Raw genomic sequence first — 25,261 nt, 5'->3', positions numbered from 1 at the left:
CCAACTATAAGTATCCCACATCACGGCCCGGGTCCAGCGGCACCCGACTTCGGCGCTCCGCAAACCCACCCTGATCCCCCCGCGGCCCGCTATCGTCGCCTGGCTAAACGCCGGGAAACCACAGCGCGATCTCGCGCTTGGCCGAATCGGCCGAATCGGAGCCGTGCACCAGGTTGAACTGCGTTTCCAGCCCGAAGTCGCCGCGGATGGTGCCGGGCGTGGCCTGGTCGACCGGGTCGGTTCCCCCGGCGAGCTGGCGAACCGCCGCGATCGCTCGCGGGCCCTCCACGATTGCCGCCACCACCGGACCCGAGGTGATGAACTGCAGCAACGACTCGAAGAACGGTTTGCCCTCGTGCTCAGCGTAATGCTGGCTCGCCAGCTTCGCGTCGATGTGTCGGAGTTCGAGCGCGGCGATGGCGAGACCTTTGCGCTCGATGCGGCCGATGATCTCGCCGACCAGCCGCCGCTCGACGCCATCCGGCTTGATCAGTACCAGGGTCCGTTCCGTCACGGCGGACAGCGTACAGAATGCGGCGGCGATCAGTCGGGTGGCGGCTGGCCCTGCGGCTGTCCGTATTGCTGCCGCCGCCTGACCTCGGCCCGCAGGTAGGCGATCAGCAGCCACACACCGGCGAACAGCAAACCGATGAAGCCCACGCCGGGGTAGATCAGGAACCCGGCGACCAGCACCGCTTGCACGCCCAGGTTCACCCAAATCGCCCACGGTCGGCGCTGCAGCCCGGTGAGCAGGATCAACAGCGCGGCCAGGCCGATCAGGTAGCCCAGCGATACCGGGTTCAGGCCGCCGCCGACGGCGCCGACCACCGGGATCGCCAGCAGCACCACGATCGCTTCCAGAAGCAGGGTCGCGGCCATCACCGCGCCGAAGCTCCTCCATGGGTCTGCGGGTGGCACGGGTCCCTGCGGGCTTGGGGCGGTCATTGCGGATCGCGACCGAATAAGGTGCGCGCGGCCCCGGCCGTGACGACCGAGCCGGTGATGACGATCCCGGTGCCGGAGAACGCGCCCGCTTCGGCGTCCCCGAGCGCGGCCGCGTCGTCGACCAGGGCGGTAGCGACCTCGATGGCGTCACGCAGGTCCTCGGCCGTCGTCACGCGCTCCGGGCCGAACCGCGCCCGGGCCGCCACCGCCAGCGATTCGACGTCCAGCGCCCGCGGCGACCCGTTGTGGGTCACCACGACGGAGTCGAACACCGGCTCCAGCGCGGCCAGGATGCCGTCCACATCCTTGCCCGTCAGCACGCTGAGCACGCCGACGACGTAACGGAATTCGAACTCGTCGGCGAGCGCCTGCGCTAGCGCGGCCGCCCCGGCCGGGTTGTGCGCGGAGTCGATAAACACCGTCGGCGCGCTGCGCATGCGTTCCAGCCGGCCGGGACTGCGGACCGCCGCGAAACCGGCCCGGACGGCGTCGATGTCGAGCTGACGCTGCGCGCCGGCGCCGAAGAACGCCTCGACCGCCGCCAGGGCCACCGCCGCATTGTGCGCCTGATGTGCGCCGTGCAGCGGCAGGAAGATGTCGGAGTACACCCCGCCAAGGCCCTGCAGCCGCAACACCTGCCCGCCGATCGCCACCTGGCGATCCAACACCGCGAACTCGGAATCCTCCCGGGCGACCGCCGCGTCGGCGCGCACGGATTGGGCCAACAGCACTTCCATCGCCTCGGGCGCCTGCCGCGCGATGACCGCGACGGTGTCGGGCGCGCCGTCGGGTGCCTTGGTGATGATGCCCGCCTTTTCGCCGGCGATTCCGCGGATGTCGTCGCCCAGATAGTCGACGTGGTCGATGTCGATCGGCGTGATGACGGCCACGGGCGCGTCGATCACGTTGGTGGCGTCCCAGCGTCCGCCCATGCCCACCTCGACGACCGCGACCTCGACGGGTGCGTCGGCGAACGCGGCGAACGCCATGCCGGTCAGCACTTCGAACTTGCTCATCGCCGGCCCGCCGGCGGCCTGCGATTGCTCGTCGATCATCTGCACGAACGGTTCGATCTCCCGATACGTCGCCACGTAACGCGCGGGGCTGATGGGTTCGCCGTCGATCGCGATGCGTTCGACCGCCGACTGCAGGTGCGGGCTGGTGGTTCGACCGGTGCGCCGGTGCAACGCGGTGAGCAGCGCATCGATCATCCGCACCACCGAGGTCTTTCCGTTGGTGCCCGCGACGTGGATCGACGGGTAGCCGCGCTGCGGCGAGCCGAGCAGATCCAGCAGCGCGGTGATCCGGGTCAGGCTCGGCTCGATCTTGGTCTCGGGCCAGCGCTGGTCCAGCAGGTGCTCGACCTGCAGCAGGGACGCGATCTCGTCCGGTGTGGGCGCCATGGCGTCGGTGTCGAAGCGTCCCGGTCCCGGCGACTCGGTCATTGCAGCCCGGCCAGCCTGGCGGTGATCCGTTCGGTTTCCTCTTGGGCCACCCGCTGGCGGTCGCGGATCTTGCCGACCACCTGCTCGGGAGCCTTGGCCAGGAAGTCGTCGTTGGCCAATTTCGCGGCGGTGGATGCCAGCTCCTTTTGCGCTGCGGCCAAATCCTTTTCGAGACGACGGCGCTCGGCCGCCACATCGATGGTGCCCGACGTGTCGAGTTCGAGCATGTCTGTGCCGGACCCTTGGCGGACCTCCAGCGACGCCGACGGGGTGAAGTCGGGCCCCGGCGCGGTCAGCGAGGTCAGGGCCATCACCTGTGCGCTCAGTTCTCCCCCACCACTCAGGCGTGCCGACACCTTCTGCCGATCGGCCAGCCCTTGATCGCTGCGGAACCGCCGGATCTCGGTGACAAGCTTCTGCAGGTCGCTGATCCGTTGTGCGGCAACCGGATCCAGCGCGATACCTGAGGGCTTCGGCCATTCGGCGATGACCAGTGACTCCTGGTTGGTCAGGGCCTGCCACAGCGCCTCGGTGACGAATGGGATGACCGGGTGCAGCAACCGCAGCAGCGTGTCGAGTACCGCCGCCAGCACGGCGGTCGTGTGGGCGAGCCCTTCGGAAAGCTGCGTCTTGGCCAATTCGACATACCAGTCGCAGAATTCGTCCCAGGTGAAGTGATAAAGCGACTCGCAGGCCCGGCTGAACTCGTAGCCGTCGAACGCCGAATCGACTTCGGCGCGAACCTCTTCCAGCCTTCCCAGGATCCAGCGGTCGGCGTCGGTCAGGTCCGCAAGGTCGGGCAGCGTCGCCGGGCTGGCGCCGTTGAGCAGCGCGAACCGTGTCGCGTTGAACAGCTTGGTGACGAAACTGCGCGACGCCCGGACGTGATCCTCGCCGACGGCCAGGTCACTGCCGGGGCTGGAACCGCGCGCGAGGGTAAACCGCAGCGCGTCGGCCCCGAACTTTTCCACCCAATCGAGGGGGTCGACGACGTTGCCCCGCGACTTGCTCATCTTGCGGCCGAATTCGTCGCGGATCAGCCCGTGCAGGAACACATCGGTGAACGGAACCTGCGGGCCGCGGCTGCCGCCCACGGTGATCGCGTCGTCACCGCCGACGAAGGTGCCGAACATCATCATCCGCGCCACCCAGAAGAACAGGATGTCGTAGCCCGTCACCAGAACGCTTGTCGGATAGAACTTTTCCAGTTCGGCGGTCTTCTCCGGCCAACCGAGCGTCGAAAACGGCCACAGCGCGGACGAAAACCAGGTGTCCAGCACGTCGGGGTCCTGCGCCCAGCCATCCGGGGGTGTGTCGTCCGGGCCGACGCACACCTGTTCGCCGTTGGGCCCGTACCAGATCGGGATGCGGTGGCCCCACCACAGCTGTCGCGAGATACACCAGTCGTGCATGTCGTCGACCCAGCCGAACCAGCGCGGTTCCATGCTGGCGGGGTGAATCACGGTGTCCCCGTTGCGCACCGCGTCGCCGGCGGCCTTGGCCAGCGATTCCACCCTGACCCACCACTGCAGCGACAGACGCGGTTCGATGATTTCGCCGCTGCGCTCCGAATGCCCGACGCTGTGCAGGTACGGCCGCTTCTCCTCGACGATGCGGCCCTGCGCGGCCAGCGCCTCCCGCACCGCCACCCGCGCCTCGAAGCGGTCCATGCCGTCGAACTCGGTTCCGGTGTCGACGATAAAGGCCTTGGTGTCCAAGATGTTTGGCATCGGCAGCTCGTGGCGCAGTCCGATTTCGAAGTCGTTGGGATCATGCGCGGGCGTGACTTTGACCGCCCCGGTGCCGAATTCGGGATCGACGTGGTCGTCGGCGACGACGATGAGTTGCCGGTCGATGAACGGGTGCGGCAATGTGGTGCCGACCAGATGCCGGTAGCGCTTGTCGTCGGGATGGACGGCGATCGCGGTGTCGCCGAGCATCGTCTCGACCCGGGTGGTGGCGACCACGATGTGTGGCTCGTCGTCGTCGAGTGACCCGTAGCGGAACGAGACCAGCTCGCCCTCGACCTCGTCGTAGACGACCTCGATGTCGGAGATCGCCGTCTGCAGGACCGGCGACCAGTTGACCAACCGCTCGGCCCGATAGATCAGTCCGGCGTCGTAGAGCCGCTTGAAGATGGTCCGCACCGCGCGGGACAGGCCGTCGTCCATGGTGAACCGGTCGCGACTCCAATCCACCCCGTCACCGATACGGCGCATCTGGCCACCGATGGCGCCGCCCGACTCGCGCTTCCAATCCCAGACCTTGTCGATGAACAGCTCTCGACCGAAGTCCTCCTTAGTCTTGCCGTCCACCGCGAGCTGTTTTTCCACCACGCTCTGGGTCGCGATACCCGCGTGATCCATGCCCGGCTGCCACAGCACCTCATAGCCCTGCATGCGCTTGCGGCGCGTCAGGGCGTCCATCATGGTGTGTTCCAGCGCGTGACCCATGTGCAGGCTGCCGGTCACGTTCGGCGGCGGCAGCACTATCGAGTACCCGGGTTTGGTGCTGGCCGAGTCCGCCGCGAAGTAACCGGCGTCCAGCCACTTCTGGTAGATCGCGCTTTCCATCGCGCCCGGCTCCCACGACTTGGGCAGGTCGGCTCCGGAACTAGGACTGGCGGTCACCGGTCAATTCTAGGGATCGGCGCGGGTCACCCAGCCAGCCGGTCGACCCGCAACGACACACCGGCGTCCGGGAACCGCGCCAGCAGGGCATCGCCCATCGCGGCCGCCGGGGTCAGCACGCCCCGCAGGTCCGAGAGCTTGTCGCGATCGAACGCAAGTGCAAGTGCGCTCTCTCCCAACAACACCGAGGTCGCCTTGTAGCCGGGGTCCCCGCGCTGCTCCATTCTCGCCACATAGCGAGCGCCGCCGGTCGTTGTGGTGTACGTCTCAACCTTGTAGTAGCCGCGCTCCCGGGCCTCCGCACTGGGACCGGTCCCCGGCTCGGGCAGGACCCGCTCCACCAGGCGACGCGGCAGCAGCCGGAAGTAGCGGCTGCCCATCGCGAACATCGCGTTGCCGATGCCGCCGAAGACAGCCGACGCCACGGGCGCGACGGCCGACGACCCGAGGCTCATGTTCTCGTCGTAGCGGAAACGCCTGCCGTAGGCCCAGTCCAACAATGCGTTGCTGCGCCGCACGATCCGGGTGTTCGTGGGCGCCATCAAGAATCCCGCGGTCCACACGCCGGATAGTTCCGGCGCGAGGTCCCGGCCACGGCGCGACGGCAGGTCGGGCTGCCGGCCGAGTTCGGGCTCCGCGCCGCGGTCGGTGCTCAACGTGTAGGGGTCGGCGAGCTGGCGGCGCGCGTCGGGGTCGCTCGAGGCGGTGTGCAGGACTTCCAGCAGCGACGCGTAGGTGCCGCCGGAGAATCCGCCCCGCAGAGAGCGGACGACGAAGTGGGTGTCGCCGAGCTCGCCGGCGCCGTCTGCCTGCGCCGCGAGATGCAGCGCATAAACGGTCAGATCTGACGGGATGGAATCGAAGCCGCAGGCGTGCACGATTCGGGCGCCGGTGTCGGCCGCTTGCTTGTGGTACAGGTCGATGCTCTGTCGCATGAACGGCGGCTCGCCGGTCAGGTCCGCGTAATCGGTGCCGGCCGCGGCGCACGCGGCCACCAAGGGCAACCCGTAGCGGGTGTAGGGCCCGACCGTCGTGACGACGACTCGCGTCCGGGCGGCCATCTCCCCCAGCGACGACGGCGAGGCGGCGTCGGCGCTCAGGGTCGGCCAGTCCCGCGCGGATGCGCCGAGGGTGTCCCGGACGGCGCGCAGCCGGTCCGGTGACCTGCCGGCCAGCGCGATCCGGGCCTCACCGCCGGCGCGTGCCAGATACTCGGCGGTCAGCTTCCCCACAAAACCCGTCGCGCCGTACAACACGATGTCGAATTCGCGCGGCGTTGCGGTCACGGGCCCGACGCTACCCCGACCCGCAGATAAGTAATGCCGGGCCTTGGGCCCGGCATTACTTATACGTGCGACGGCGAGGCCGTCAGTTTTCGGCAGTCGGTCAGCCGCGGCGGCCGCAGACCGGCCAGGCGCCGATGCCCTGCGAGTGCAGAACGTTCTCGGCCACCCGGATCTGCTCCTCACGGCTGGCGCTGGACGGGGAGCCCGACCCACCGTTGGCGTGCCACGTGCTCGACGTGAACTGCAGGCCACCGGAGAAGCCGTTACCGGTGCTGATGCCCCAGTTGCCACCCGACTCGCACTGCGCGATCGCGTCCCAGTTCACGCTGTAGGCCTTGTGAGCCGGGGGCGCGTCCGGAGCCGGAGGTGGCGGAGCGTCCGGAGCCGGAGGCGGCGGTGCATCCGGCACCGGAGGCATCGGCGGGTTGCCGTCGAAGCCCGCGGGGGCGGGCGGCGGCGGAACCTCAGGCGCCGCGGGCGGCGGCGGAACGTTCGGGTCGAAGCCGGCCGGCGCGTCAACGGGCGCCAAGGCCTCCGGCACCGCGGGCGGCGGCGGAACGTTCGGGTTGAAGCCCACAGGGGCCGCGGCGTCGGGAGCCGGAGGCGGGGGCGCGTCAGGGCCCTGCCCGGTCGGGGGAACGTTCGGGTCAAAGCCCATCGGCTCCGCGTGGGCGGACGGCATCGTCACGAGCGTGCCCGTGATCGCGGCGAGGATGAGCGTCTTACGGACGTTCTTCAATATCGTTCCTTTCGCGGTGCGCGCGCGCCAAAGCAAACCCACAGCCGTGGGTTTGGGGGGTGCAGTTGTCCAAGCGGAAAAGTGCTTCGGGACGTGCCGTCTCGTTCGGGCACGACAGCGGGACTGGTCTGGCCGGCGAGCTATCGCCCACCGACCGCGGGACGGCTGTCGCCGACCGCAGCCCCGCTCACACGCGGGTCCGTGGATTCAATTTTTCGGTACTTTCCGTCACCCGTTTCGGGCTACCAGGGACCGTACGAGAACCGATTGCATTCGTCATCTCGAGAGAACGTGCATCTCAGTTTGATAACGACGTGATCACGGCGCGATAGCACAAATAATTTTGCAGGTCAGCAACCATTTATTCGACCCCATCCGACCATGATCGCTACCCGGTTCCCGTGAGCCGAATCACGTACATTTTGTGAGCTGGCACACGATTTGCGGCGATGCGCCGGCGCGCGTCGCAGGGACGAGCCGCGCAGGGTACACGGCGACCAAGCCCAATTGGCGCCCGACACGCGCGACTTGACAAGATTCGGACATATGTAACTTCGAAAGCCGAAGTGCCTCAGCCTAATTGGTCGGCTCATGCTAGCGCGGCGGAAGACCACGGGCAAGTGCTTGCACCGACGTCGCCCGGTCCGCCGCATCGTTGGCATTTACACGACTTACCCACTGCCCCAGTGTTTTTGGCGACGTTCGTCGATCCGGCCCCCAGCCACGGCTACGGTCCGACACGAGTTGACGAGAAGGCGTGCTCCCGGATCGACAATTTGCGCTGCGCAATTTGCCGGCCTCACTCGCGGCGCCGGACTGCCGCGTCGGGCGGGGCCGAACTCAACCTGGTACGATGTACGTCGGGGGTCATGCCAAACCGCCACTGCGCCAACGTATTACGGCGACATTCAGGAATGGTGTGACGATCGGCTTTTAGAAGTGTTCGGATACTAACTAGAGGCAATAGTTTCTAACCGGCCGATATTGCCGATTCAAGAATTCAGAGCCATTTGTCAAACCCAAGTTAAGCAATTGTGTCGGCGAAATGAAATAAGCGCACCGATTACGCGGCGCATTCTTTCGAGCTGTCGGCTCGCGTCAGGCTCCGGACCGCACCAGGGCACGCAGGTCAGCGTCGCTGTTGACATTGGTCAACGGACGCGAATCCGATGTGACGATTCGCTGCGTGTCCGAAACGTCAACCAGGGCACGCATTTTGCGCTCACCGGCGGCCACCAGCGCCTCGGCCCGGGCGGCGAGATCGGTCCGGTACACCGCGGCCAGAAAATGATCCCGGCCGTCCCACGGCAACACGACTTCCGCGTTGGTCTCCAGCGCGCGGCGGGCGAGGTCATCGATCAGTTCAGCGCTCAACAGCGGCATGTCCACGGCGCAGATGAAAGCGAGGCGGGTGCCCGCGTCGGAGGCGGCGCGCAGTGCGCGCGCGGTCGCCGGCAACGGCCCCTGGCCGCCCAACTCGTCGCGGATGATGCGGGCCTGCAGTGCGGGCAGCGGTTGTCCCTGCGCGGCCATCACCAAAACTGGTTCGCAGCGCTGCGCGAGGATGCCGACAACGTGCTCAACCATCGTGGTCGCACCGGCGCCCGAAGAACCCGGGAAGGGCAGGGTTGCTTTGTCGCGGCCCATCCGCCGCGACTCGCCTCCAGCGAGTACTACCCCGGCCAGTGAGACTGCGTCGGGCACGAGCTGGGCCACCTTAGTCGACGGTCCAGGTGTCGCGCCCGCGCAACAGTGACTGCAGCGCAGCGGTATCGAACGGCTTGGACGACTGGGCCGCACGAACCTGGGAGCGGGCCGCGTCGTCGTAGGTGGGCCTGTTGATGTTGCGGAAGATGCCCAGCACCGTGTGCTCGAGGTTCTGGTCCGACAACCGCGACAGCGCGTACGCGTAGGCCGAGTCGTCGGCCTGCGCGTCGTGCACGACGATCTCCTCGACGGCCACGTCGGCGGTCTTGGCCACCTCGAGGCTGAAGCCGGACTTCACCACGCAGTATTCGCCGTTGGCGCCGAAGACAATCGGCTCGCCGTGGCGGACGTTGATCACCCGCTCCTCGGCGCCCTCCTTGCGCAGCGCGTCGAACGAGCCATCGTTGAAAATCGGGCAGTCCTGCAGGATTTCGACCACGGCGGCGCCGCGATGCTGGGCGGCAGCCCGCAGGACCTCCGTCAGCCCGTTGCGGTCGGAGTCCAGTGCGCGGCCGACGAAGGTCGCTTCGGCGCCCAGCGCCAACGACACCGGGTTGAACGGGTGATCCAGCGATCCCATCGGCGTGGACTTGGTGACCTTGCCGACCTCGGACGTCGGCGAGTACTGCCCCTTGGTCAGGCCGTAGATCCGGTTGTTGAACAGCAGGATCGTGATGTTGACGTTGCGGCGCAGCGCGTGGATCAGGTGGTTGCCGCCGATCGACAGGGCGTCGCCGTCGCCGGTGACCACCCACACCGACAGGTCCTCGCGGGCCAGGGCGAGCCCGGTCGCGATGGCCGGGGCCCGGCCGTGGATGGAGTGGAACCCGTAGGTCTCCAGGTAGTACGGGAACCGGCTGGAGCAGCCGATGCCGCTGACGAAGACGATGTTCTCCCGACGCAGCCCCAGCTCGGGCAGGAAGTTGCGGATGGTGTTGAGGATGACGTAGTCGCCGCAGCCCGGGCACCACCGGACCTCTTGATCGCTGGTGAAGTCTTTGCCCTTCTGCGGCTGATCCGTCGTGGGCACGCCGTCGTTCTTCGTCAACCTCGGCGTCAACCCGAGGTCTGTGCCCGCTAGGTCGCTCGTCATTCGATAGCTCCCGCTCCAACTGTTGCTGCCGCCATTCTGGCGACCATCGTCTTATCGTGCTCGATTTCGGCCAATGTTCCGCCCAGCGCGGCGCGGATGACGCGCCCGATCTCGTCGGCCAGGAACGACACGCCCTGGACCTTGGTGACCGATTGCACGTCGACCAGATACTTGCCGCGCAGGATCAGCGCCAACTGCCCCAGGTTCATCTCCGGCGCGACCACCTTCGGGTAACGCCGCAGCACCTCGCCGAGGTTCGCGGGGAACGGGCTGAGGTAGCGCAGGTGGGCGTGCGCGACCTTGATGCCCTTGCGCCGCGCGCGACGGCAGGCTTCGCCGATCGGGCCGTAGGAGCTGCCCCAGCCGATCAGCAGCAGCTCGGCGTCTCCGGTCGGATCGTCGACTTCCAGGTCGGGGACGGAGATGCCGTCAATCTTGGCCTGGCGCAACCGGACCATGAGGTCGTGGTTGATCGGCTCGTAGGAGATGTTGCCGCTGCCGTTCGCCGCTTCCAAACCGCCGATGCGATGTTCCAGTCCGGGTGTGCCCGGAACGGCGAACTGACGCGCCAGGGTTTCCGGGTCGCGGTTGTAAGGCTGGAAGGGTTCGTCGGGCTTGGCGAAGATGTGCTTGATCGGCTCCAGCGAGCCGACGTCCGGAATCCGCCATGGCTCAGAGCCGTTGGCGATCGAGCCGTCGGACAGCAGGATCACCGGGGTGTGGTACGACACCGCGATGCGCACCGCCTCGAGCGCGGTCTCGAAGCAGTCGGACGGCGACCGCGGAGCCAGGACCGCCACCGGCGACTCCCCGTTGCGGCCGTACAACGCCTGCAGCAGGTCGGCCTGCTCGGTCTTGGTGGGCAGCCCGGTCGACGGTCCGCCGCGCTGCACATCGATGACCAGCAACGGCAACTCGGTCATCACGCCCAGGCCCAGCGCCTCGGACTTCAGCGAAATCCCCGGTCCCGACGTGCTGGTGACGCCCAGCGCCCCGCCGTAGGAGGCGCCGATCGCCGCACAGATGCCGCCGATCTCGTCTTCGGCCTGGAAGGTGATCACGTTGAAGTTCTTGTGCTTGGACAGCTCGTGCAGGATGTCCGAGGCCGGCGTGATCGGATAGCTGCCGAGCACCACCGGGATGCCGGCCAGCTGCCCGGCCGCCACGATGCCGTAGGCCAGCGCGGTGTTGCCCGAAATCTGCCGGTATTCACCGGCCGGCAACGTCGCGCGGGAGACCTCGTAGGTGGTGCCGAACGCCTCGGTCGTTTCGCCGTAGTTCCAGCCCGCCTTAAGGGCGAGCACGTTGGCCTCTGCGATGTCGGGCTTGCGGGCGAACTTCTCCCGGATGAATTTCTCGCTGGCCTCGATTGGGCGCCCGTACATCCACGACAAAAGGCCAAGGGCGAACATGTTTTTCGCGCGTTGGCCGTCTTTCTTCGACGCGCCGATCGTCTCGACGGCCCCAAGGGTCAAGTTGGTCATCGCGACGGAGTGCACGACGTAGTCGTCGAGCTCGTCGGACTCCAGCGGGTTGGTTACGTAGCCGACCTTCGTCAGGTTGCGCTTGGTGAATTCGTCGGAGTTCGCGATCACCATTCCGCCGCGCGGCAGGTCGCCGATGTTGGCCTTCAGCGCCGCGGGGTTCATGGCGACGAGCACGTCCGGTCGGTCGCCGGCGGTCAAGATGTCGTAATCGGCGATCTGAATCTGGAACGACGAGACGCCGGGCAGCGTGCCTGCGGGGGCGCGGATCTCCGCGGGGTAATTCGGCTGAGTCGCCAGGTCGTTTCCGAAAAGCGCTGCCTCCGACGTGAACCGGTCGCCGGTCAGCTGCATACCGTCGCCGGAGTCCCCGGCGAAGCGGATGACAACTTGTTCCAGCCGCTGACGGTCGGACCCGTTATGACGGATCTCGCTATGAGAATCTGATCCGGCTCCGCTGCCGTTCGGATCCACGTCTCCGCCCTCCATTTGTCAATCGGATAGGCACTCCACTGGAGCTTTAGGGTACGCGCCGATGGAGTGACTCCCGTGCCCTGAAGCTTGTGTGTCACTGGTAGTACCAATTATGGCACCGGTTTTCGGCGAGGATGACCGTCTCATATCCCTCGCACGCAGCGGGTTTGGGGCCAATGCCGAAGTCAGCGGGGTGCTACTGATGGGTACGACGCAAACTGTGTTGTTCGTCACGTCGGTGGGGTTCCGCGAAGCCATGACCGGCAAACCGCCGGGCGCCATGAATGTTGAACTGGTGGCCTACGCGCTCTTGTCGCGACGCTCGGCGCGCGAAGCCTTGCGCGGCACGATCGTCGGCAACACGTTGTCCTGCACGGTTTCCTTCGTGACGACGACCTTGGCGACGTCGTCGCGGCTCGGGATGTCGTACATCACCGGCAGCAGGACTTCTTCCATGATGGCCCGCAGCCCCCGCGCGCCCGTGCCGCGGTGGATGGCCTGATCGGCGATCGCCTCCAGCGCGTCGTCGGTGAACTCCAGCTCGACGCCGTCCATCTCGAAGAGCCGGGTGTACTGCTTGACCAAAGCGTTCTTCGGTTCGGACAGGATCTTCACCAACGACTCCATGTCCAGGTTGGTGACGGAGGCGACGACCGGGAGGCGGCCGATGAATTCGGGGATCAGACCGAACTTGATCAGGTCCTCGGGCATCACGTCGGCGAAGTGATCGGTGGTGTCGATCTCGGCCTTGGAGCGGACCTCGGCGCCGAAGCCCAGCCCGCGCTTGCCGACCCGCTCGTAGATGATTTTCTCCAGGCCGGCGAACGCACCCGCGACGATGAACAGCACGTTGGTGGTGTCGATCTGGATGAACTCTTGGTGCGGGTGCTTGCGGCCGCCCTGCGGGGGAACCGACGCCTGCGTGCCCTCGAGGATTTTCAGCAGGGCCTGCTGCACGCCCTCCCCCGAGACGTCGCGGGTGATCGACGGGTTCTCGCTCTTGCGCGCGATCTTGTCGACCTCGTCGATGTAGATGATCCCGGTCTCGGCGCGCTTGACGTCGTAGTCGGCGGCCTGGATGAGTTTCAGCAAGATGTTCTCGACATCCTCACCGACATAACCGGCTTCGGTCAGCGCTGTGGCGTCGGCGATGGCGAACGGCACGTTGAGCATCTTGGCGAGCGTCTGGGCGAGGTAGGTCTTGCCACAGCCGGTCGGTCCGAGCATCAGGATGTTGGACTTGGTCAGCTCGACCGGCTCGTACCGGGAGTCACGACCCTTCTCGCCCGCCTGGATCCGCTTGTAATGGTTGTAGACCGCGACCGCCAGCGTCCGCTTGGCGGTGTCCTGCCCGATGACGTATCCCTCCAGGAATTCCCGGATCTCGGCGGGCTTGGGCAGTTCGTCAAGCTTGACGTCGTCGGCGTCGGCGAGCTCCTCTTCGATGATCTCGTTACACAGATCGATGCACTCATCGCAGATGTACACACCGGGGCCAGCAATGAGCTTCTTGACTTGCTTTTGGCTCTTCCCGCAGAACGAGCACTTCAGCAGGTCACCGCCGTCTCCGATGCGCGCCATGGTGCTTAAGTGCCTACTTCCTGTTCGCCGTTCGTCGTGCTGTGCCGCATGTAATCCCCGACGCTACCCGCTTGCTCGGGCCCCTCGCGACCGTTAGCGCCGAATCGCGTCGGTGGTATTCAATGCTGTCCGTCTGAATGAAACATATAGCCCGATGACGCCGGTCACTCGTCAAAGACGCGCATAGCGTGTCTTTGGCGTGTCGCGGTCGTTACCCGACCGAGGCTTGTGCGCCCCCGAACCCGGTGGTTTTCTGGCTGACCACCAGGCAACCCACCCTACAGTGGCGGTGTGGGTTTGGCTGTGGGATTTACCTGGCCCAGCGAATCCGTGCTGATCAGTGATGGCGGCCTGGCCACCGAGCTGGAGGCGCGCGGTCACGACCTGTCCGACCCGCTGTGGTCGGCGCGGCTGTTGGCCGATGACCCGGAGCAGATCGTCGCGGTCCACGCGGCGTACTTTCGCGCCGGTGCGTCGATCGCGACGACCGCCAGCTACCAGGCTTCGTTCGACGGTTTCGCGGCCCGCGGGATCGCCCGCGGCGCCGCCGTCGCGCTGCTGCGTCGCAGCGTCGATCTCGCCAAGACCGCGCGTGACGCCGCGGCTGCCGAGAACCTTTGCGTCGCCGCCTCGGTCGGACCGTACGGCGCGGCGCTGGCCGACGGATCCGAGTATCGCGGCCGCTACGGCATGTCCGTCGCGGCGCTGACGCGCTGGCATCGTCCCCGGCTGGAGGTCCTGGCCGGCGCCGGAGCCGACGTGCTCGCCCTGGAAACGGTGCCCGATGTCGACGAGGCCGAGGCACTGGTGAACCTGGTGCGCTCGGTCGGCGTGCCGGCCTGGCTCAGCTACACCATCGACGGGACGAAGACCCGCGCCGGACAACCGCTCGCCGACGCGTTCGCGGTGGCGGCCGGCGTCGACGAGATCGTCGCGGTCGGCGTGAATTGCTGTGCGGCCGACGACGTTCTCGCCGCCATCGCGATCGCCGACATCGGCAAGCCGATCATCGTCTACCCGAACAGCGGCGAGCGTTGGGACGGCCAGCGTTGGACCGGGCCGCGCAGCTTTTCCGCGCAACGCGCCGCGCAGTGGGCGGCGGCCGGGGCGCGCATCATCGGCGGATGCTGCCGAGTGGGGCCGGCCGATATCGCGGAGTTGGCGACCGTCCTCGACCGTTAGGCCGTTTGAGCCGAAAGCTTCCGGTACTCCAGGACGGTGTCGATGATCCCGTAGTCCTTGGCCTCTTCCGCGGTCAGGATCTTGTCGCGGTCGGTGTCCTTACGGATCACCGAGGCGTCCTTGCCGGTGTGGCGGGCCAGGGTGGTCTCCATCAGCGTGCGCATCCGCTCGATCTCGGCGGCCTGGATCTCCAGATCGGAGAACTGGCCCTGGATGACACCCTGAAGAGACGGCTGATGGATCAGCACCCGCGCGTTGGGCAGCGCCATCCGCTTACCCGGCGTCCCGGCCGCCAGCAGCACCGCCGCCGCCGAAGCGGCCTGACCCAGACACACCGTCTGGATGTCGGCGCGCACGTACTGCATCGTGTCGTAGATCGCCATCAGTGAGGTGAACCCCCCACCCGGGGAGTTGATGTACATGGTGATGTCGCGATCGGGATCCAATGACTCCAGCACCAGCAACTGGGCCATGATGTCGTTCGCCGACGCGTCATCGACCTGGACGCCGAGGAAGATGATGCGTTCCTCGAAGAGCTTGTTGTACGGGTTGGATTCCTTGACGCCGAAGCTGGAGTGCTCGATGAACGACGGCAGGATGTACCGCGCCTGGGGTTGGATCTCGGGATTCATTGGGCTTCTCCGTTGGTGAGGTGTGCGGCGCGGGTGATGATGTGGTCGACGAAGCCGTACTCGAGGGCTTCCGCGGCGGTGAACCACCGGTCGCGATCGGAGTCGGTCACGATGCGCTCGACCGGCTGACCGGTGAACTCGGCGATAAGCCTAAACATTTCCTGCTTGATCAGCGTGAACTGCTCGGCCTGGATGGCGATGTCGGCCGCGCTGCCGGTCACCCCGCCCAGCGGCTGGTGCATCAGGATCCTGGCGTGCGGCAGGGCGTAGCGCTTGCCCTTGGTGCCCGCGGCGAGCAGGAACTGACCCATCGACGCGGCCATGCCCATCGCGTAGGTGGCGATGTCGCACGGCGCCAGGACCATGGTGTCGTAGATCGCCATCCCGGCACTGATCGATCCGCCGGGTGAATTGATGTAGAGCGAGATGTCTTTGGTCGAGTCCTCGGCGGCGAGCAGCAGAATCTGCGCGCACAGCCGATTGGCGATCTCGTCGTTCACCTCCGAACCGAGGAAGATGATGCGCTCGGTGAGCAAGCGCTCATAGACCGAGTCCGTGAGGTTGAGACCCTGCGAGTTCGAACGCATGTCAGTCACGACTGGGTTACCTGCTTTCTCGAAATCCGTATGCACCGACACTAACCAACCGAGCCCACTGCGCGCTGGCCACGCACCCATCGAAACGGGCGCGTTCGCTCACAGCGTCATTTCTCGGCTTCGTCCGAGGCCTCGGCCGCGTCCTCGGGCGCGTCGTCGCCGCCCTCATCCGTGGCCTCCTCTGCGGCCTGGTCGCGCTTGCCGAAGAACTCGCTGGTGTCGATCGCGTTGCCCTCGGTATCGCTGACCGTCGCCGCCTCGACCGCCGCGGCGATGGCCAGCCCGCGCCGCACGTCGGCGAACATGGCCGGCAGCTGATTGTTCTCCTGGAGATAGGCGAACAGCTGCTGCGGCTCGATGCCGTATTGCCGAGACGTCATCACCAGTCGCTCGGTCAGGTCGTCCTGCCCGACCTGGACCTCCAAGTCGTCGGCCAGCGCATCCAGCAGCAGCTGCTTGCGCAGCTCGGTCTCCGCGGCGTCGCGCGTCTCGGCCTCGAACTCCTCACGCGACTTGCCCTGGGCCGCGAGCACCTCGTCCAACTTGGCTTGGTCGTGGTCCAGGCCGTGCAGCGCGCCGTGCATCGCGTTGTCGAATTGGGCCTGTACGACCGCCTCCGGCAGGGGCACGTCTACCTGCTCGAGCAGAGCGTCCAGCGTGGCGTTGCGGATCTGGTCGGCCTGCTGGGCGCGCTTGAGCCGGGCCACCTGGTCGCGGAGGTTGGACCGCAGCTCCTCGATGGTGTCGAATTCGCTTGCCAATTGGGCGAACTCGTCGTCGGGCTCGGGCAGTTCGCGTTCCTTGACGGACTTGACGGTGACGGTGACCTGCGCGTCCTTTCCGGCATGCTCACCGGTCGCCAGCTGCGCGGTGAACTCCTTGGACTCGTCGACGGACAAACCGACGACGGCCTCGTCGAGGCCGGCGATGAGCCGGCCGGAGCCGACCTCGTGGGACAGTCCCTGCGCGGCGGCGCCCGGAACGTCCTCGCCGTCGACGGTCGCCGACAGGTCGATCGAAACGAAGTCTCCGTCGGCCACCGGCCGGTCCACCCCTTTCAGGGTGCCGAACCGGGCGCGCAGCGACTGCAGTTCGGCGTCGACGTCGTCGTCGCTGACCTCGATCGGATCCACCGACACCTGCAGCGCGCTCAGGTCCGGGAGGGTGATCTCGGGCCGGATGTCGACCTCGGCGGTGAACGCCAGCTCCTGGCCGTACTCCTTCTTGGTCACCTCGATGTCGGGCTGGCCAAGGGGATGGACTTCCGACTCCGCGACGGCCTGCCCATACCGGGCGGGCAGCGCCTCGTTGACGACCTGGTCGAGCATCGCCTCCCGGCCGAAACGGGCCTCCAGCAACTTCGCGGGCGCCTTGCCGGGCCGGAAACCCGGTAGCCGCACCTGCCTGGCCAGCTCCTTGTAAGCCCGCTGGAAATCGGGCTCGAGCTCGGTGAACGGCACTTCGACATTGATGCGCACCCGGGTGGGGCTCAACTGCTCGACACTGCTCTTCACGGGGTGTGCTCCTCGGTGGTCGTTTGCGGTCTGGTCGGGGTGACAGGATTTGAACCTGCGGCCTTCCGCTCCCAAAGCGGATGCGCTACCAAGCTGCGCTACACCCCGCGCTGACCTCGCGATCCTACGGCCCGGCGGCGCCGGCTTCGCAGCGACCTCACGACCTCACGGTGCGATAACAGACCCGCTTCGATTAGATTTGATGTTCGTCGCCAGATACAGTCTCGCTCGACTTATATATGCGGGCGTAGCTCAATGGTAGAGCCCTAGTCTTCCAAACTAGCTACGCGGGTTCGATTCCCGTCGCCCGCTCTGCTGGGCAACTGCTCGACAGAAAGGCGCCATGAGCGACGTCGATATCAAGGGCTCATGCGCGCCGGACTTCGTCGGCGTACGCGACGCGTTTGCGCGCAACTTCGCGATGCGCCACGAGGTCGGCGCGGCCGTTGCCGTCTGGGTCGACGGCGACCTCGTCGTCAACCTCTGGGGCGGCTCGGCCGACGCGGCGGGCACCCGCCCGTGGCGGCAGGACACCCTGACCACCGTGCTCTCGGGCACCAAGGGCCTTTCGTCCACGTGCGTCCATCAGCTTGCCGACCGCGGCGAGCTGGACCTGCACGCGCCGATAGCGCGCTACTGGCCCGAGTTCGCGCAGGCGGGCAAGCAGGACATCACCCTGGCCATGGTGATGGGCCACCGGTCCGGCGTGATCGGGCCGCGCACCCGAATGCTCTGGGAGCAGGTCGCCGACTGGGACTTCGTCTGCGAGCAATTGGCCGCCGCCGAACCCTGGTGGGAGCCGGGCACCGCCCAGGGCTACCACATGACCACCTTCGGTTTCATCGTCGGCGAGGTGTTCCGCCGGATCACCGGTCGCACGATCGGTCAGTACCTGCGCACCGAAATCGCCGAACCGCTCGGCGCCGACGTCCACATCGGCCTGTCCCCCGCCGAACAACGCCGCTGCGCCGAGCGGGTCAACAAGCCCCACGCCCGCGGCCTGTTGGCCGACGTGCAGGCCCCCGGCTACCCGACGAGCCTGGCCGAACACCCCAAAGCGGGATTGTCGATCTCGATGGGTTTCGCGCCCGACGACGAACTCGGCTCGCACGACCTGCAGTTGTGGCGCCAGCTCGAGTTCCCCGGCACCAACGGTCAGGTGTCGGCGCTGGGACTGGCCACGTTCTACAACGCGCTGGCGCAAGAGAAGCTGCTCAGCCGGGAGCACATGGACCTGGTCCGCGTGTGCCAGGGCGGCTATGAGACCGATCTGGTGCTCGGACCCCGCGTCGCCGATCACGGGTGGGGCCTGGGGTACATGCTCAACCAGCGCGGCGTGAACGGCCCCAACCGTCGGATCTTCGGCCACGGAGGGCTGGGGGGCTCATTCGGCTTCGTCGATCTGGAGCACCGCATCGGCTACGCGTATGTGGCGAATCGCTTCGACGCCACCAAATCCAATGCGGACCCGCGCAGCCTCGCGCTCAGCAACGAGGTCTACGCGGCGCTGGGAGTCACCGCGGACTGACGCGTCCGAAAAACGCGCCCCGCCGTATCGACGGGGCGCGTTTGGTTGTGCGGATCACGGGTGCCACGCCGGGGGCGGTGGCGGCGGCGGCGCTTCCCAAGGACGCTCCGGCGGCGCCGCGCGCCAGTCATGGCAGTTGTTCCAGTCCCAGTTGTTGCCCCAGCCCGGGTCCCAGAATTCACCCGGGCACCATTGCGGGAAGGGCCCCGGCTGCGCCTGGGCTTGGGTCGTGGCGCCCACTCCAGCCAGCCCCAGGCCGACGATCAACGCGAAAAGCGTTGCAGTTGTCCGCGGAATTGTCTTCACGACGCCACCCTTACCCTTTCGAGAGGAAGTCCAACCAGTAGACGCCGAGCGGTCATGTTTGACAAGTGGGGCACCAGAACACGTTTCGGCCCTCCAGCACCGCGGTGCGGATCGGATCCCCGCTCACCCGGCAGGGTTCACCGGCACGTCGGTACACGTATGTCCGCGGCCGCCCTTGCCGGTAGGACGGTGGGCCGTGATCGTGTTCGGGCCGCACCACGATGATCTTGCCGCCGCGCAAGCCGACCTTCATCAGCGCAACCAAATCGGTCCACGCCGCGTCGAATTCGGCCTCGCCGATCTTCTGGCCGGGCCGGAACGGGTCGATGCGGTGGCGGAACAGCAACTCGCTGCGGTAGACGTTGCCCACGCCCGCGATAACCGTCTGGTCCATCAACAGCGCGCCAATGGGCCTGCGGGACTTCGCAATTCGGGCCCACGCCCACGACGGGTCGGCGTCAGCGCGCAGCGGGTCCGGACCGAGCTTGGCGACCACATCCGCGACCTGCGCCTCGTCGATCACCTCGCACACCGTCGGGCCGCGCAAGTCGGTGCCGTAGTCGGCGCCGACCATCCGCATCCGCACCTGGCCCACCGCATCCGGGAGCGTGCCGTCGGCGGGGCGTTCCCATTCGGTGAATGTGCCATAGAGACCGAGGTGCACGTGCACGATCGGGCCGCCGGCGTAATGATGAAACAGGTGCTTGCCCCAGGCGCTGGCGCGGCGCAGCACCCGACCGTCGACGACGGCCGAATCGGCGAATCGGCCCTGCGGGCTGGACACCGCCACGGGTGCGCCGCGGAATCGACGCTGATGCAGCCGCGCCAACCGGTGCAGGGTATGCCCTTCGGGCACCGGACTCTCTCAGCCCTGGGCGCCGGGCACCGGCGGCGCTTGGTGAGTGCGTTCGTATTCGGCGAGAATGTCGATACGCCGTTGGTGGCGTTCGGCTTTCGACCACGGCGTGTTCAGGAAGGCGTCCACGATGGCCAACGCCTCGGCAACGGTGTGCATGCGGCCACCGATGCCGATCAACTGCGCGTTGTTGTGTTCCCGGGCCAGCGTCGCGGTCTCGACGCTCCACCCCAGCGCGCAGCGTGCCCCGGGCACCTTGTTGGCCGCGATCTGCTCGCCGTTGCCCGATCCGCCCAGCACGATGCCGAGGCTGTCGGGGTCCGCCACCGTGCGCGTCGCGGCGGCGATGCAAAACGCCGGGTAGTCGTCGTCCGCGTCGTAGGTGAACGCACCGCAGTCGATCGGCTCATGCCCGGACTTCTCGAGGTGGGCGATGATCTGTTGTTTTAGCTCGAATCCCGCGTGGTCAGAGCCGAGGTAAACGCGCATGCCCGCAATCCTTACACAGGCGCGCGCGGGGTCAGTCGAACTGGGGCGGCTCGGTGCGGGTCCGCTTGAGCTCAAAGAAGTGTGGGTAGGACGCGAAGGTCACCGAGGCGTCCCACAGCTTGCCGGCCTCCTCGCCGCGCGGGATCTTCGACAGGACCGGCCCGAAGAACGCCACCCCGTTCACGTGGATGGTCGGCGTCCCGACATCGTCACCGACCGCGTCCATCCCGGCATGGTGACTCTTGCGCAGCGCGTCGTCGTAGGCGTCGCTCTGCGCGGCCTTGGCAAGCTCGGCGGGCAGATCGGAGTCGGCGAGGGACAGCTTGATGACCTCTTCGAGGTCTTTGTTGTCCTCGTTGTGAATCCGAGTACCCATCGCCGTGTACAGCCGGCCCAGCGCGTCCGCACCGTGGGCCTGCTCGGCGGCGATCGCCACCCGCACCGGGCCCCAGGCATGCTTCATCATTTCGCGGTATTTGTCGGGCAGGCCTTCGCGGTTTTCGTTGAGTATCGCCAGGCTCATGACGTGGAAGTTCACCTCGATGTCGCGAACCTTCTCCACCTCGAGGATCCAGCGCGACGTGATCCAGCACCACGGGCACAGCGGATCGAACCAGAAATCGGCTTGGTTTTTCACGGGTGCCTTCTCGGGCATTGCGCAGTCCTCTCGTCAACGGTTAGAACACCGTTCAGCACAACCGTAGTCGCCGCTCGCCTGTTCCCGCTCTGCGGCGCCGGGCCCGCACGCTTTAAGTTGGACGCGTGGCCCTACCTAACCTCACCCGGGACCAGGCCGTCGAACGCGCCGGCCTGATCACGGTCGACAGCTACCAGATCAACGTCGATCTCACCGACGGTTCCGTCGCCCCCGGCGAACGCACGTTCCGGTCCACCACCACCGTGGTGTTCGACGCGCTCGCCGGCGCCGACACGGTCATCGACATCGCCGCCGAGGTCATCCGCAGCGCCACCCTCAACGGCCGCGAACTGGACGTGTCCGGCTACGACGAATCGACCGGCATCGCGTTGAACGGACTCGCCGACCGCAATGTCGTCGTCGTCGACGCCGATTTCCGCTACTCCAACACCGGCGAGGGACTGCATCGCTTCGTCGACCCGGTGGACGACGAGACGTATCTGTACTCGCAATTCGAAACCGCCGACGCCAAGCGCGTGTTCGCCTGCTTCGACCAGCCCGACCTCAAGGCCACGTTCGCCATGCAGGTGACCGCGCCGAAGCATTGGAAGGTGATCTCCAACGGCGCGACCACCGGCGTCGCCGACGGCGTGCATACCTTCGCCACCACCCCGCGGATGAGCACCTATCTGGTCGCGTTGATCGCGGGGCCGTACGCGGAGTGGAAGGACGCCTACACCGACGAACACGGCGAGATCCCGCTGGGCATCTACTGCCGCGCCTCGCTGGCGCCGTACATGGACGCCGAGCGGTTGTTCACCCAGACCAAGCAGGGCTTTGGCTTCTACCACAAGAACTTCGGCCTGCCGTATGCGTTCGGCAAGTACGACCAGCTGTTCGTGCCCGAATTCAACGCCGGCGCAATGGAAAACGCCGGCGCGGTGACGTTCCTCGAGGACTATGTCTTTCGCAGCAAGGTCACCCGCGCATCCTATGAGCGGCGCGCCGAGACGGTGCTGCACGAGATGGCGCACATGTGGTTCGGGGACCTGGTCACCATGTCGTGGTGGGACGACCTGTGGCTGAACGAGTCGTTCGCGACGTTCGCGTCGGTGTTGTGTCAAAGCGAGGCCACCGAATTCACCGAGGCCTGGACGACTTTCGCCACCGTCGAGAAATCGTGGGCATACCGTCAGGACCAGCTGCCCTCGACGCACCCGATCGCAGCGGACATCCCCGACTTGGCCGCGGTCGAGGTGAACTTCGACGGAATCACCTATGCCAAAGGCGCATCGGTGCTCAAGCAGCTAGTGGCCTACGTCGGACTGGAGCACTTCCTGGCCGGGCTGCGCGACTACTTCCGCACCCATGCGTACGGCAACGCCACGTTCGGCGATCTGATCGCCGCGCTGGAGAAGGCGTCCGGCCGCGACCTGTCGACCTGGGGCCAGCAGTGGCTGAAAACCACCGGGCTTAACACGCTGCGCGCGGATTTCGACCTGGACGCCGACGGCAGGTTCACCCGGTTCGTGGTGCAGCAGGGCGGCGCGGCGCCGGGCGCGGGCGAGACGCGGGTGCATCGGCTGGCGATCGGAATCTACGACGACGACGGGTCCGGCAAGCTAGTGCGGCTACACCGGGAGGAAATCGACGTCGATGGCGCCGACACGGAAGTTGCTGCGCTGGTTGGTGTTTCGCGCGGCAAGCTGATTCTGGTCAACGACGACGACCTGACCTATTGCTCGCTGCGGCTGGACCCGCAGTCGCTGCGGACCGCGCTGGAACGCATCGGCGACATCACCGAGCCGCTGCCACGCTCGCTGGTGTGGTCGGCGGCGTGGGAGATGACCCGCGAGGCCGAGCTGCGCGCCCGTGACTTCGTGGCACTGGTATCGCGCGGCGTGCACGCCGAAACGGAGGTTGCGGTGTTGCAGCGGCTGCTGATGCAGGCGCAGACGGCGCTGACCTCCTACGCCGACCCGGCCTGGGCCCACCAGGACGGCTGGGCGCAGTTCGCCGACCGGCTGCTGGAGTTGGCCCGCGCCGCGGAGCCCGGATCGGATCACCAGCTCGCGTTCCTCAACGCGCTGTGCACGTCGGTGCTGTCCCCTCGGCATGTCGAGACGCTGGCCGACCTGCTCGATCGCGACCCCGACGAACTCGGGTTGGCCGGCCTGCAGATCGACACCGACCTGCGCTGGCGCATCGTGATCGCGTTGGCCACCGCCGGCAAGATCGACGCCGACGGGCCGGCGACACCGTTCATCGACGCCGAGGTTCAGCGCGACCCCACGGCGGCCGGCAAGCGCCACGGCGCCCAGGCCGCCGCCGCCCGGCCCCAACCGCAGGTCAAGGAGCAGGCGTGGACCACGGTGGTCGAGGACGACACCCTGGCCAACATCACGGCCCGCTCGATGATCGCGGGCATCGCGCCGCCGGGACAGCATGAGCTGCTCAAGCCGTTCACCGAGCGCTACTTCGACGCCATCCCCGGAGTGTGGACGCGACGTTCCAGCGAGGTCGCCCAGACCGTGGTGATCGGGTTGTACCCGCACTGGGATATCAGCGAGGAGGGTGTTGCGGCCGCCGACCGGTTCCTGCAGGCCCCGGAGTCCGAGGTGCCGCCGGCGCTGCGCCGGCTGGTGCTGGAGGGCCAGGCGGGGATCAAGCGTTCGCTGCGGGCCCGCCGCTTCGACGGTTCCGCGGGCTAGCAGCGAGCGGTCAGGCGGGCGATATTCCGGCGCTGAGCACGCGGATCGCGCTGACGAGCCCGTCGACCAGGTTCCCCTGCTTGAACGCCGACGCCGCGGCGGCCACTCCCAGCGGCGCGGCCGACTCGGCGCCGCGCCCGCGAACCTGGGCGCCGTAGACGACCTCGATGACGGACTGGTCGGGTGAGACCGCGAGCAAGACCGCGTTGTTGGGCGTGGGGACCTTGGCCAGGATTTCGCGGGCCCGAGCGGCGGTGTCGCTGCCCAGGTCGCCGAGATAGATGGCGAACCGCGCCATCGAGGACCGCGACGCGTATTTCAGCGCGTCGTCGATGGCGACGAGGTCTTTGATCGGGAACGGGTAGTGCACCGACACCGTCCCGGGCTCGGTCACCCCCGAGATGCGTCCGCTGGTGGTGATCACGAAGCCCTTGGGCAGCTCGGCGGGCTCGATCGTCGCTACTTCACCACGTGCCACTGGCGCCACCCCCAACCGAGAACTCCGACGTGCCATGCCCGCCGTGCTCGCCGCCGACGGCTTCGTCGGTGGCGGCCCACAGGATGGGCGGATGTGTCCACGGCTCCGACATCTTGTACGTCGCCGGGTGCGGACCCTTGTGCGACCAGATCAGCCCGACGAGCACGATCACCAGCGATAACGGGATCCCGATGAACAACAGATGGATCTGCATAACGCTCACGACGCAAACCGTATCCCACGGCGCGACGAACCGACGCACTCAGGACCCAAGTTGGGTCAGGCGGCGCCTTCACCGAGGTATCGAGCCCAGGCGGGATCCAATTCCTTGACGGTGGACAGCAATCGCCAGTGCTGTCCCGTGGGCGGCACCGGCGCGCGTCGCAGCGCCCAGCCGAGCTCGGTGAGCAGCTTGTCGCCCTTGCGGTGGTTGCACGTCGAGCAGCACGCGACGCAGTTTTCCCAGGAGTGGTCGCCGCCGCGGCTGCGTGGCACCACGTGATCGACGGTGTCGGCCTTCGCCCCGCAGTAGGCGCAGCAGAAACGGTCGCGGTGCATCAGTGCGGCGCGGGTCATCGGGACGCGGGCGCGGTACGGCACCCGGACGTAGGTGCGCAACTGGATCACCGACGGCACCACGATTGACCTGGTCGCCGAGTGGATCACCGGTCCGGCGGGATCGTGGTGCACGACGTCGGCCTTGCCGCAGATCACCATGACGATCGCCCGGCGCATCGGCAGCGCGGTCAACGGCTCGTAGGTGGAATTCAGCAGCAGGACCCGCCGACGACTCCAGATCGACGCGCTCTCGTGGCGGGTGGGCGGGTGGGTATCGACGCTGTGCAGAGGCAACACGGATGGGGGCCCGGTCAACCCTGCCGCGGCACCGGAACTGCGGTGGCTGCGGCGTCTCTTGCCATGCGCCATAGATCCTCCGCGGATAGTCCA

Annotated in this window: 23 protein-coding genes and 2 tRNA genes; 4 read left to right on the top strand and 21 right to left on the bottom strand. The window is 67.1% G+C overall.

Annotation, left to right across the window (positions count from 1 at the left end; all coding sequences use genetic code 11):
• Nucleotides 1–103: 103 nt before the first annotated feature.
• The 10 genes from ndk to clpX all read right to left on the bottom strand — a co-directional run bounded on the left by ndk (nt 104) and on the right by clpX (nt 13,384).
• Nucleotides 104–514: a nucleoside-diphosphate kinase gene (gene ndk, locus A5736_RS11800; protein ID WP_076128672.1), complete on the bottom strand. Its 411-nt coding sequence runs from the start codon at nt 512–514 to the stop codon at nt 104–106.
• A 29-nt stretch (nt 515–543) separates the two neighbouring features.
• Nucleotides 544–945, bottom strand: coding sequence for a DUF4233 domain-containing protein (locus tag A5736_RS11795; RefSeq protein ID WP_076246323.1), 402 nt, complete (start codon nt 943–945; stop codon nt 544–546).
• Nucleotides 942–2,390, bottom strand: coding sequence for a folylpolyglutamate synthase/dihydrofolate synthase family protein (locus A5736_RS11790; RefSeq protein WP_076246322.1), 1,449 nt, complete (start codon nt 2,388–2,390; stop codon nt 942–944). The genes A5736_RS11795 and A5736_RS11790 overlap by 4 nt, the downstream gene beginning before the upstream one ends.
• Nucleotides 2,387–5,020 (bottom strand): valine--tRNA ligase, encoded by a 2,634-nt coding sequence (locus A5736_RS11785; RefSeq protein ID WP_076246320.1) that lies wholly within the window; start codon nt 5,018–5,020, stop codon nt 2,387–2,389. The genes A5736_RS11790 and A5736_RS11785 overlap by 4 nt, the downstream gene beginning before the upstream one ends.
• Before the next feature lie 26 nt (nt 5,021–5,046).
• Nucleotides 5,047–6,306, bottom strand: coding sequence for a trans-acting enoyl reductase family protein (locus A5736_RS11780; RefSeq protein ID WP_076246319.1), 1,260 nt, complete (start codon nt 6,304–6,306; stop codon nt 5,047–5,049).
• Nucleotides 6,307–6,406: 100 nt separating this feature from the next.
• On the bottom strand, nt 6,407–7,045 hold the full coding sequence (locus A5736_RS11775) for a transglycosylase family protein (protein ID WP_076246362.1): 639 nt from the start codon (nt 7,043–7,045) through the stop codon (nt 6,407–6,409).
• 1,098 nt (nt 7,046–8,143) lie between these two features.
• Nucleotides 8,144–8,761, bottom strand: a complete 618-nt coding sequence (gene mobA / locus A5736_RS11770) for a molybdenum cofactor guanylyltransferase (RefSeq protein ID WP_083667351.1) — start codon at nt 8,759–8,761, stop codon at nt 8,144–8,146.
• Nucleotide 8,762: 1 nt separating this feature from the next.
• The gene (locus A5736_RS11765) at nt 8,763–9,845 is read right to left on the bottom strand and encodes a 2-oxoacid:ferredoxin oxidoreductase subunit beta (protein WP_076128662.1); all 1,083 of its coding nucleotides are present in this window, start codon (nt 9,843–9,845) and stop codon (nt 8,763–8,765) included.
• Nucleotides 9,842–11,803 (bottom strand): 2-oxoacid:acceptor oxidoreductase subunit alpha, encoded by a 1,962-nt coding sequence (locus A5736_RS11760; RefSeq protein WP_139333272.1) that lies wholly within the window; start codon nt 11,801–11,803, stop codon nt 9,842–9,844. The genes A5736_RS11765 and A5736_RS11760 overlap by 4 nt, the downstream gene beginning before the upstream one ends.
• A gap of 300 nt (nt 11,804–12,103) precedes the next feature.
• The gene (gene clpX, locus A5736_RS11755; protein ID WP_076057751.1) at nt 12,104–13,384 is read right to left on the bottom strand and encodes an ATP-dependent Clp protease ATP-binding subunit ClpX; all 1,281 of its coding nucleotides are present in this window, start codon (nt 13,382–13,384) and stop codon (nt 12,104–12,106) included.
• A 291-nt stretch (nt 13,385–13,675) separates the two neighbouring features.
• On the opposite strand from clpX, the gene mmuM reads away from it, so the two are divergent.
• A complete protein-coding gene (mmuM, locus tag A5736_RS11750) occupies nt 13,676–14,566 on the top strand; it encodes a homocysteine S-methyltransferase (protein WP_076246317.1) in 891 nt (296 codons plus the stop codon).
• Here mmuM and clpP2 read toward each other — a convergent pair.
• From clpP2 to A5736_RS11730, 4 genes are all read right to left on the bottom strand, one after another.
• A complete protein-coding gene (clpP2, locus tag A5736_RS11745) occupies nt 14,563–15,198 on the bottom strand; it encodes an ATP-dependent CLP protease proteolytic subunit ClpP2 (RefSeq protein ID WP_076128655.1) in 636 nt (211 codons plus the stop codon). The two genes, mmuM and clpP2, sit on opposite strands and share 4 nt — an antisense overlap.
• The gene (locus tag A5736_RS11740; RefSeq protein ID WP_076057754.1) at nt 15,195–15,785 is read right to left on the bottom strand and encodes an ATP-dependent Clp protease proteolytic subunit; all 591 of its coding nucleotides are present in this window, start codon (nt 15,783–15,785) and stop codon (nt 15,195–15,197) included. The genes clpP2 and A5736_RS11740 overlap by 4 nt, the downstream gene beginning before the upstream one ends.
• Nucleotides 15,786–15,901: 116 nt before the next feature.
• Nucleotides 15,902–17,308, bottom strand: coding sequence for a trigger factor (gene tig / locus A5736_RS11735; protein ID WP_076128652.1), 1,407 nt, complete (start codon nt 17,306–17,308; stop codon nt 15,902–15,904).
• 31 nt (nt 17,309–17,339) lie between these two features.
• Nucleotides 17,340–17,416, bottom strand: a tRNA-Pro gene (locus tag A5736_RS11730).
• Nucleotides 17,417–17,549: 133 nt separating this feature from the next.
• Between A5736_RS11730 and A5736_RS11725 the strand changes: the two genes are divergently transcribed.
• Nucleotides 17,550–17,620 (top strand) — tRNA-Gly (locus A5736_RS11725).
• 31 nt (nt 17,621–17,651) lie between these two features.
• Nucleotides 17,652–18,836, top strand: a complete 1,185-nt coding sequence (locus tag A5736_RS11720; protein WP_076128650.1) for a serine hydrolase domain-containing protein — start codon at nt 17,652–17,654, stop codon at nt 18,834–18,836.
• 54 nt (nt 18,837–18,890) lie between these two features.
• On the opposite strand, the gene A5736_RS11715 is transcribed toward A5736_RS11720, so the two are convergent.
• Genes A5736_RS11715 through A5736_RS11700 form a run of 4 tightly spaced genes read right to left on the bottom strand, consistent with a single transcriptional unit; the run spans nt 18,891 to nt 21,142 of the window.
• The gene (locus A5736_RS11715; protein ID WP_076246316.1) at nt 18,891–19,142 is read right to left on the bottom strand and encodes a hypothetical protein; all 252 of its coding nucleotides are present in this window, start codon (nt 19,140–19,142) and stop codon (nt 18,891–18,893) included.
• Nucleotides 19,143–19,194: 52 nt separating this feature from the next.
• Nucleotides 19,195–19,998 carry an Fpg/Nei family DNA glycosylase gene (locus A5736_RS11710; RefSeq protein WP_076246314.1) on the bottom strand — a complete coding sequence of 268 codons (804 nt, stop codon included), beginning with the start codon at nt 19,996–19,998 and terminating at the stop codon, nt 19,195–19,197.
• A 9-nt stretch (nt 19,999–20,007) separates the two neighbouring features.
• Entirely contained in the window at nt 20,008–20,487 is a 480-nt protein-coding gene (locus A5736_RS11705) for a ribose-5-phosphate isomerase (RefSeq protein ID WP_076246313.1), read from the bottom strand.
• A 31-nt stretch (nt 20,488–20,518) separates the two neighbouring features.
• The gene (locus tag A5736_RS11700) at nt 20,519–21,142 is read right to left on the bottom strand and encodes an Rv2466c family mycothiol-dependent reductase (protein WP_076246311.1); all 624 of its coding nucleotides are present in this window, start codon (nt 21,140–21,142) and stop codon (nt 20,519–20,521) included.
• A gap of 107 nt (nt 21,143–21,249) precedes the next feature.
• Between A5736_RS11700 and pepN the strand changes: the two genes are divergently transcribed.
• Nucleotides 21,250–23,835 carry an aminopeptidase N gene (gene pepN / locus A5736_RS11695; RefSeq protein ID WP_076246310.1) on the top strand — a complete coding sequence of 862 codons (2,586 nt, stop codon included), beginning with the start codon at nt 21,250–21,252 and terminating at the stop codon, nt 23,833–23,835.
• Between the two features lie 10 nt (nt 23,836–23,845).
• Here the strand turns inward: pepN and A5736_RS11690 are convergent, their stop codons facing one another.
• The 3 genes from A5736_RS11690 to A5736_RS11680 form a co-directional block, all read right to left on the bottom strand.
• Nucleotides 23,846–24,313: a DUF5130 domain-containing protein gene (locus A5736_RS11690; RefSeq protein WP_076128637.1), complete on the bottom strand. Its 468-nt coding sequence runs from the start codon at nt 24,311–24,313 to the stop codon at nt 23,846–23,848.
• Nucleotides 24,300–24,527 (bottom strand): hypothetical protein, encoded by a 228-nt coding sequence (locus A5736_RS11685; protein WP_076246308.1) that lies wholly within the window; start codon nt 24,525–24,527, stop codon nt 24,300–24,302. The genes A5736_RS11690 and A5736_RS11685 overlap by 14 nt, the downstream gene beginning before the upstream one ends.
• 65 nt (nt 24,528–24,592) lie before the next feature.
• Complete coding sequence (locus A5736_RS11680; RefSeq protein ID WP_076246307.1) at nt 24,593–25,240, bottom strand: HNH endonuclease; 648 nt, start codon at nt 25,238–25,240, stop codon at nt 24,593–24,595.
• Nucleotides 25,241–25,261: the final 21 nt, after the last annotated feature.

The sequence above is a fragment of the Mycobacterium sp. SP-6446 genome, from assembly GCF_001954045.1.
Taxonomy (GTDB): domain Bacteria; phylum Actinomycetota; class Actinomycetes; order Mycobacteriales; family Mycobacteriaceae; genus Mycobacterium.
This window is presented reverse-complemented; position numbering and strand designations above follow the sequence as displayed.

Excerpts from the sequence above, each read along its gene's own strand:
- A5736_RS11765 (WP_076128662.1), bottom strand. The coding sequence starts at position 9,845 with ATGACGAGCGACCTAGCGGGCACAGACCTCGGGTTGACGCCGAGGTTG.
- A5736_RS11700 (WP_076246311.1), bottom strand. The coding sequence starts at position 21,142 with ATGCCCGAGAAGGCACCCGTGAAAAACCAAGCCGATTTCTGGTTCGAT.
- A5736_RS11705 (WP_076246313.1), bottom strand. The coding sequence starts at position 20,487 with ATGCGCGTTTACCTCGGCTCTGACCACGCGGGATTCGAGCTAAAACAA.
- clpP2 (WP_076128655.1), bottom strand. The coding sequence starts at position 15,198 with ATGAATCCCGAGATCCAACCCCAGGCGCGGTACATCCTGCCGTCGTTC.
- A5736_RS11790 (WP_076246322.1), bottom strand. The coding sequence starts at position 2,390 with ATGACCGAGTCGCCGGGACCGGGACGCTTCGACACCGACGCCATGGCG.
- A5736_RS11720 (WP_076128650.1), top strand. The coding sequence starts at position 17,652 with ATGAGCGACGTCGATATCAAGGGCTCATGCGCGCCGGACTTCGTCGGC.
- A5736_RS11740 (WP_076057754.1), bottom strand. The coding sequence starts at position 15,785 with ATGCGTTCGAACTCGCAGGGTCTCAACCTCACGGACTCGGTCTATGAG.
- A5736_RS11685 (WP_076246308.1), bottom strand. The coding sequence starts at position 24,527 with ATGCAGATCCATCTGTTGTTCATCGGGATCCCGTTATCGCTGGTGATC.
- A5736_RS11795 (WP_076246323.1), bottom strand. The coding sequence starts at position 945 with ATGACCGCCCCAAGCCCGCAGGGACCCGTGCCACCCGCAGACCCATGG.
- A5736_RS11680 (WP_076246307.1), bottom strand. The coding sequence starts at position 25,240 with ATGGCGCATGGCAAGAGACGCCGCAGCCACCGCAGTTCCGGTGCCGCG.
- clpX (WP_076057751.1), bottom strand. The coding sequence starts at position 13,384 with ATGGCGCGCATCGGAGACGGCGGTGACCTGCTGAAGTGCTCGTTCTGC.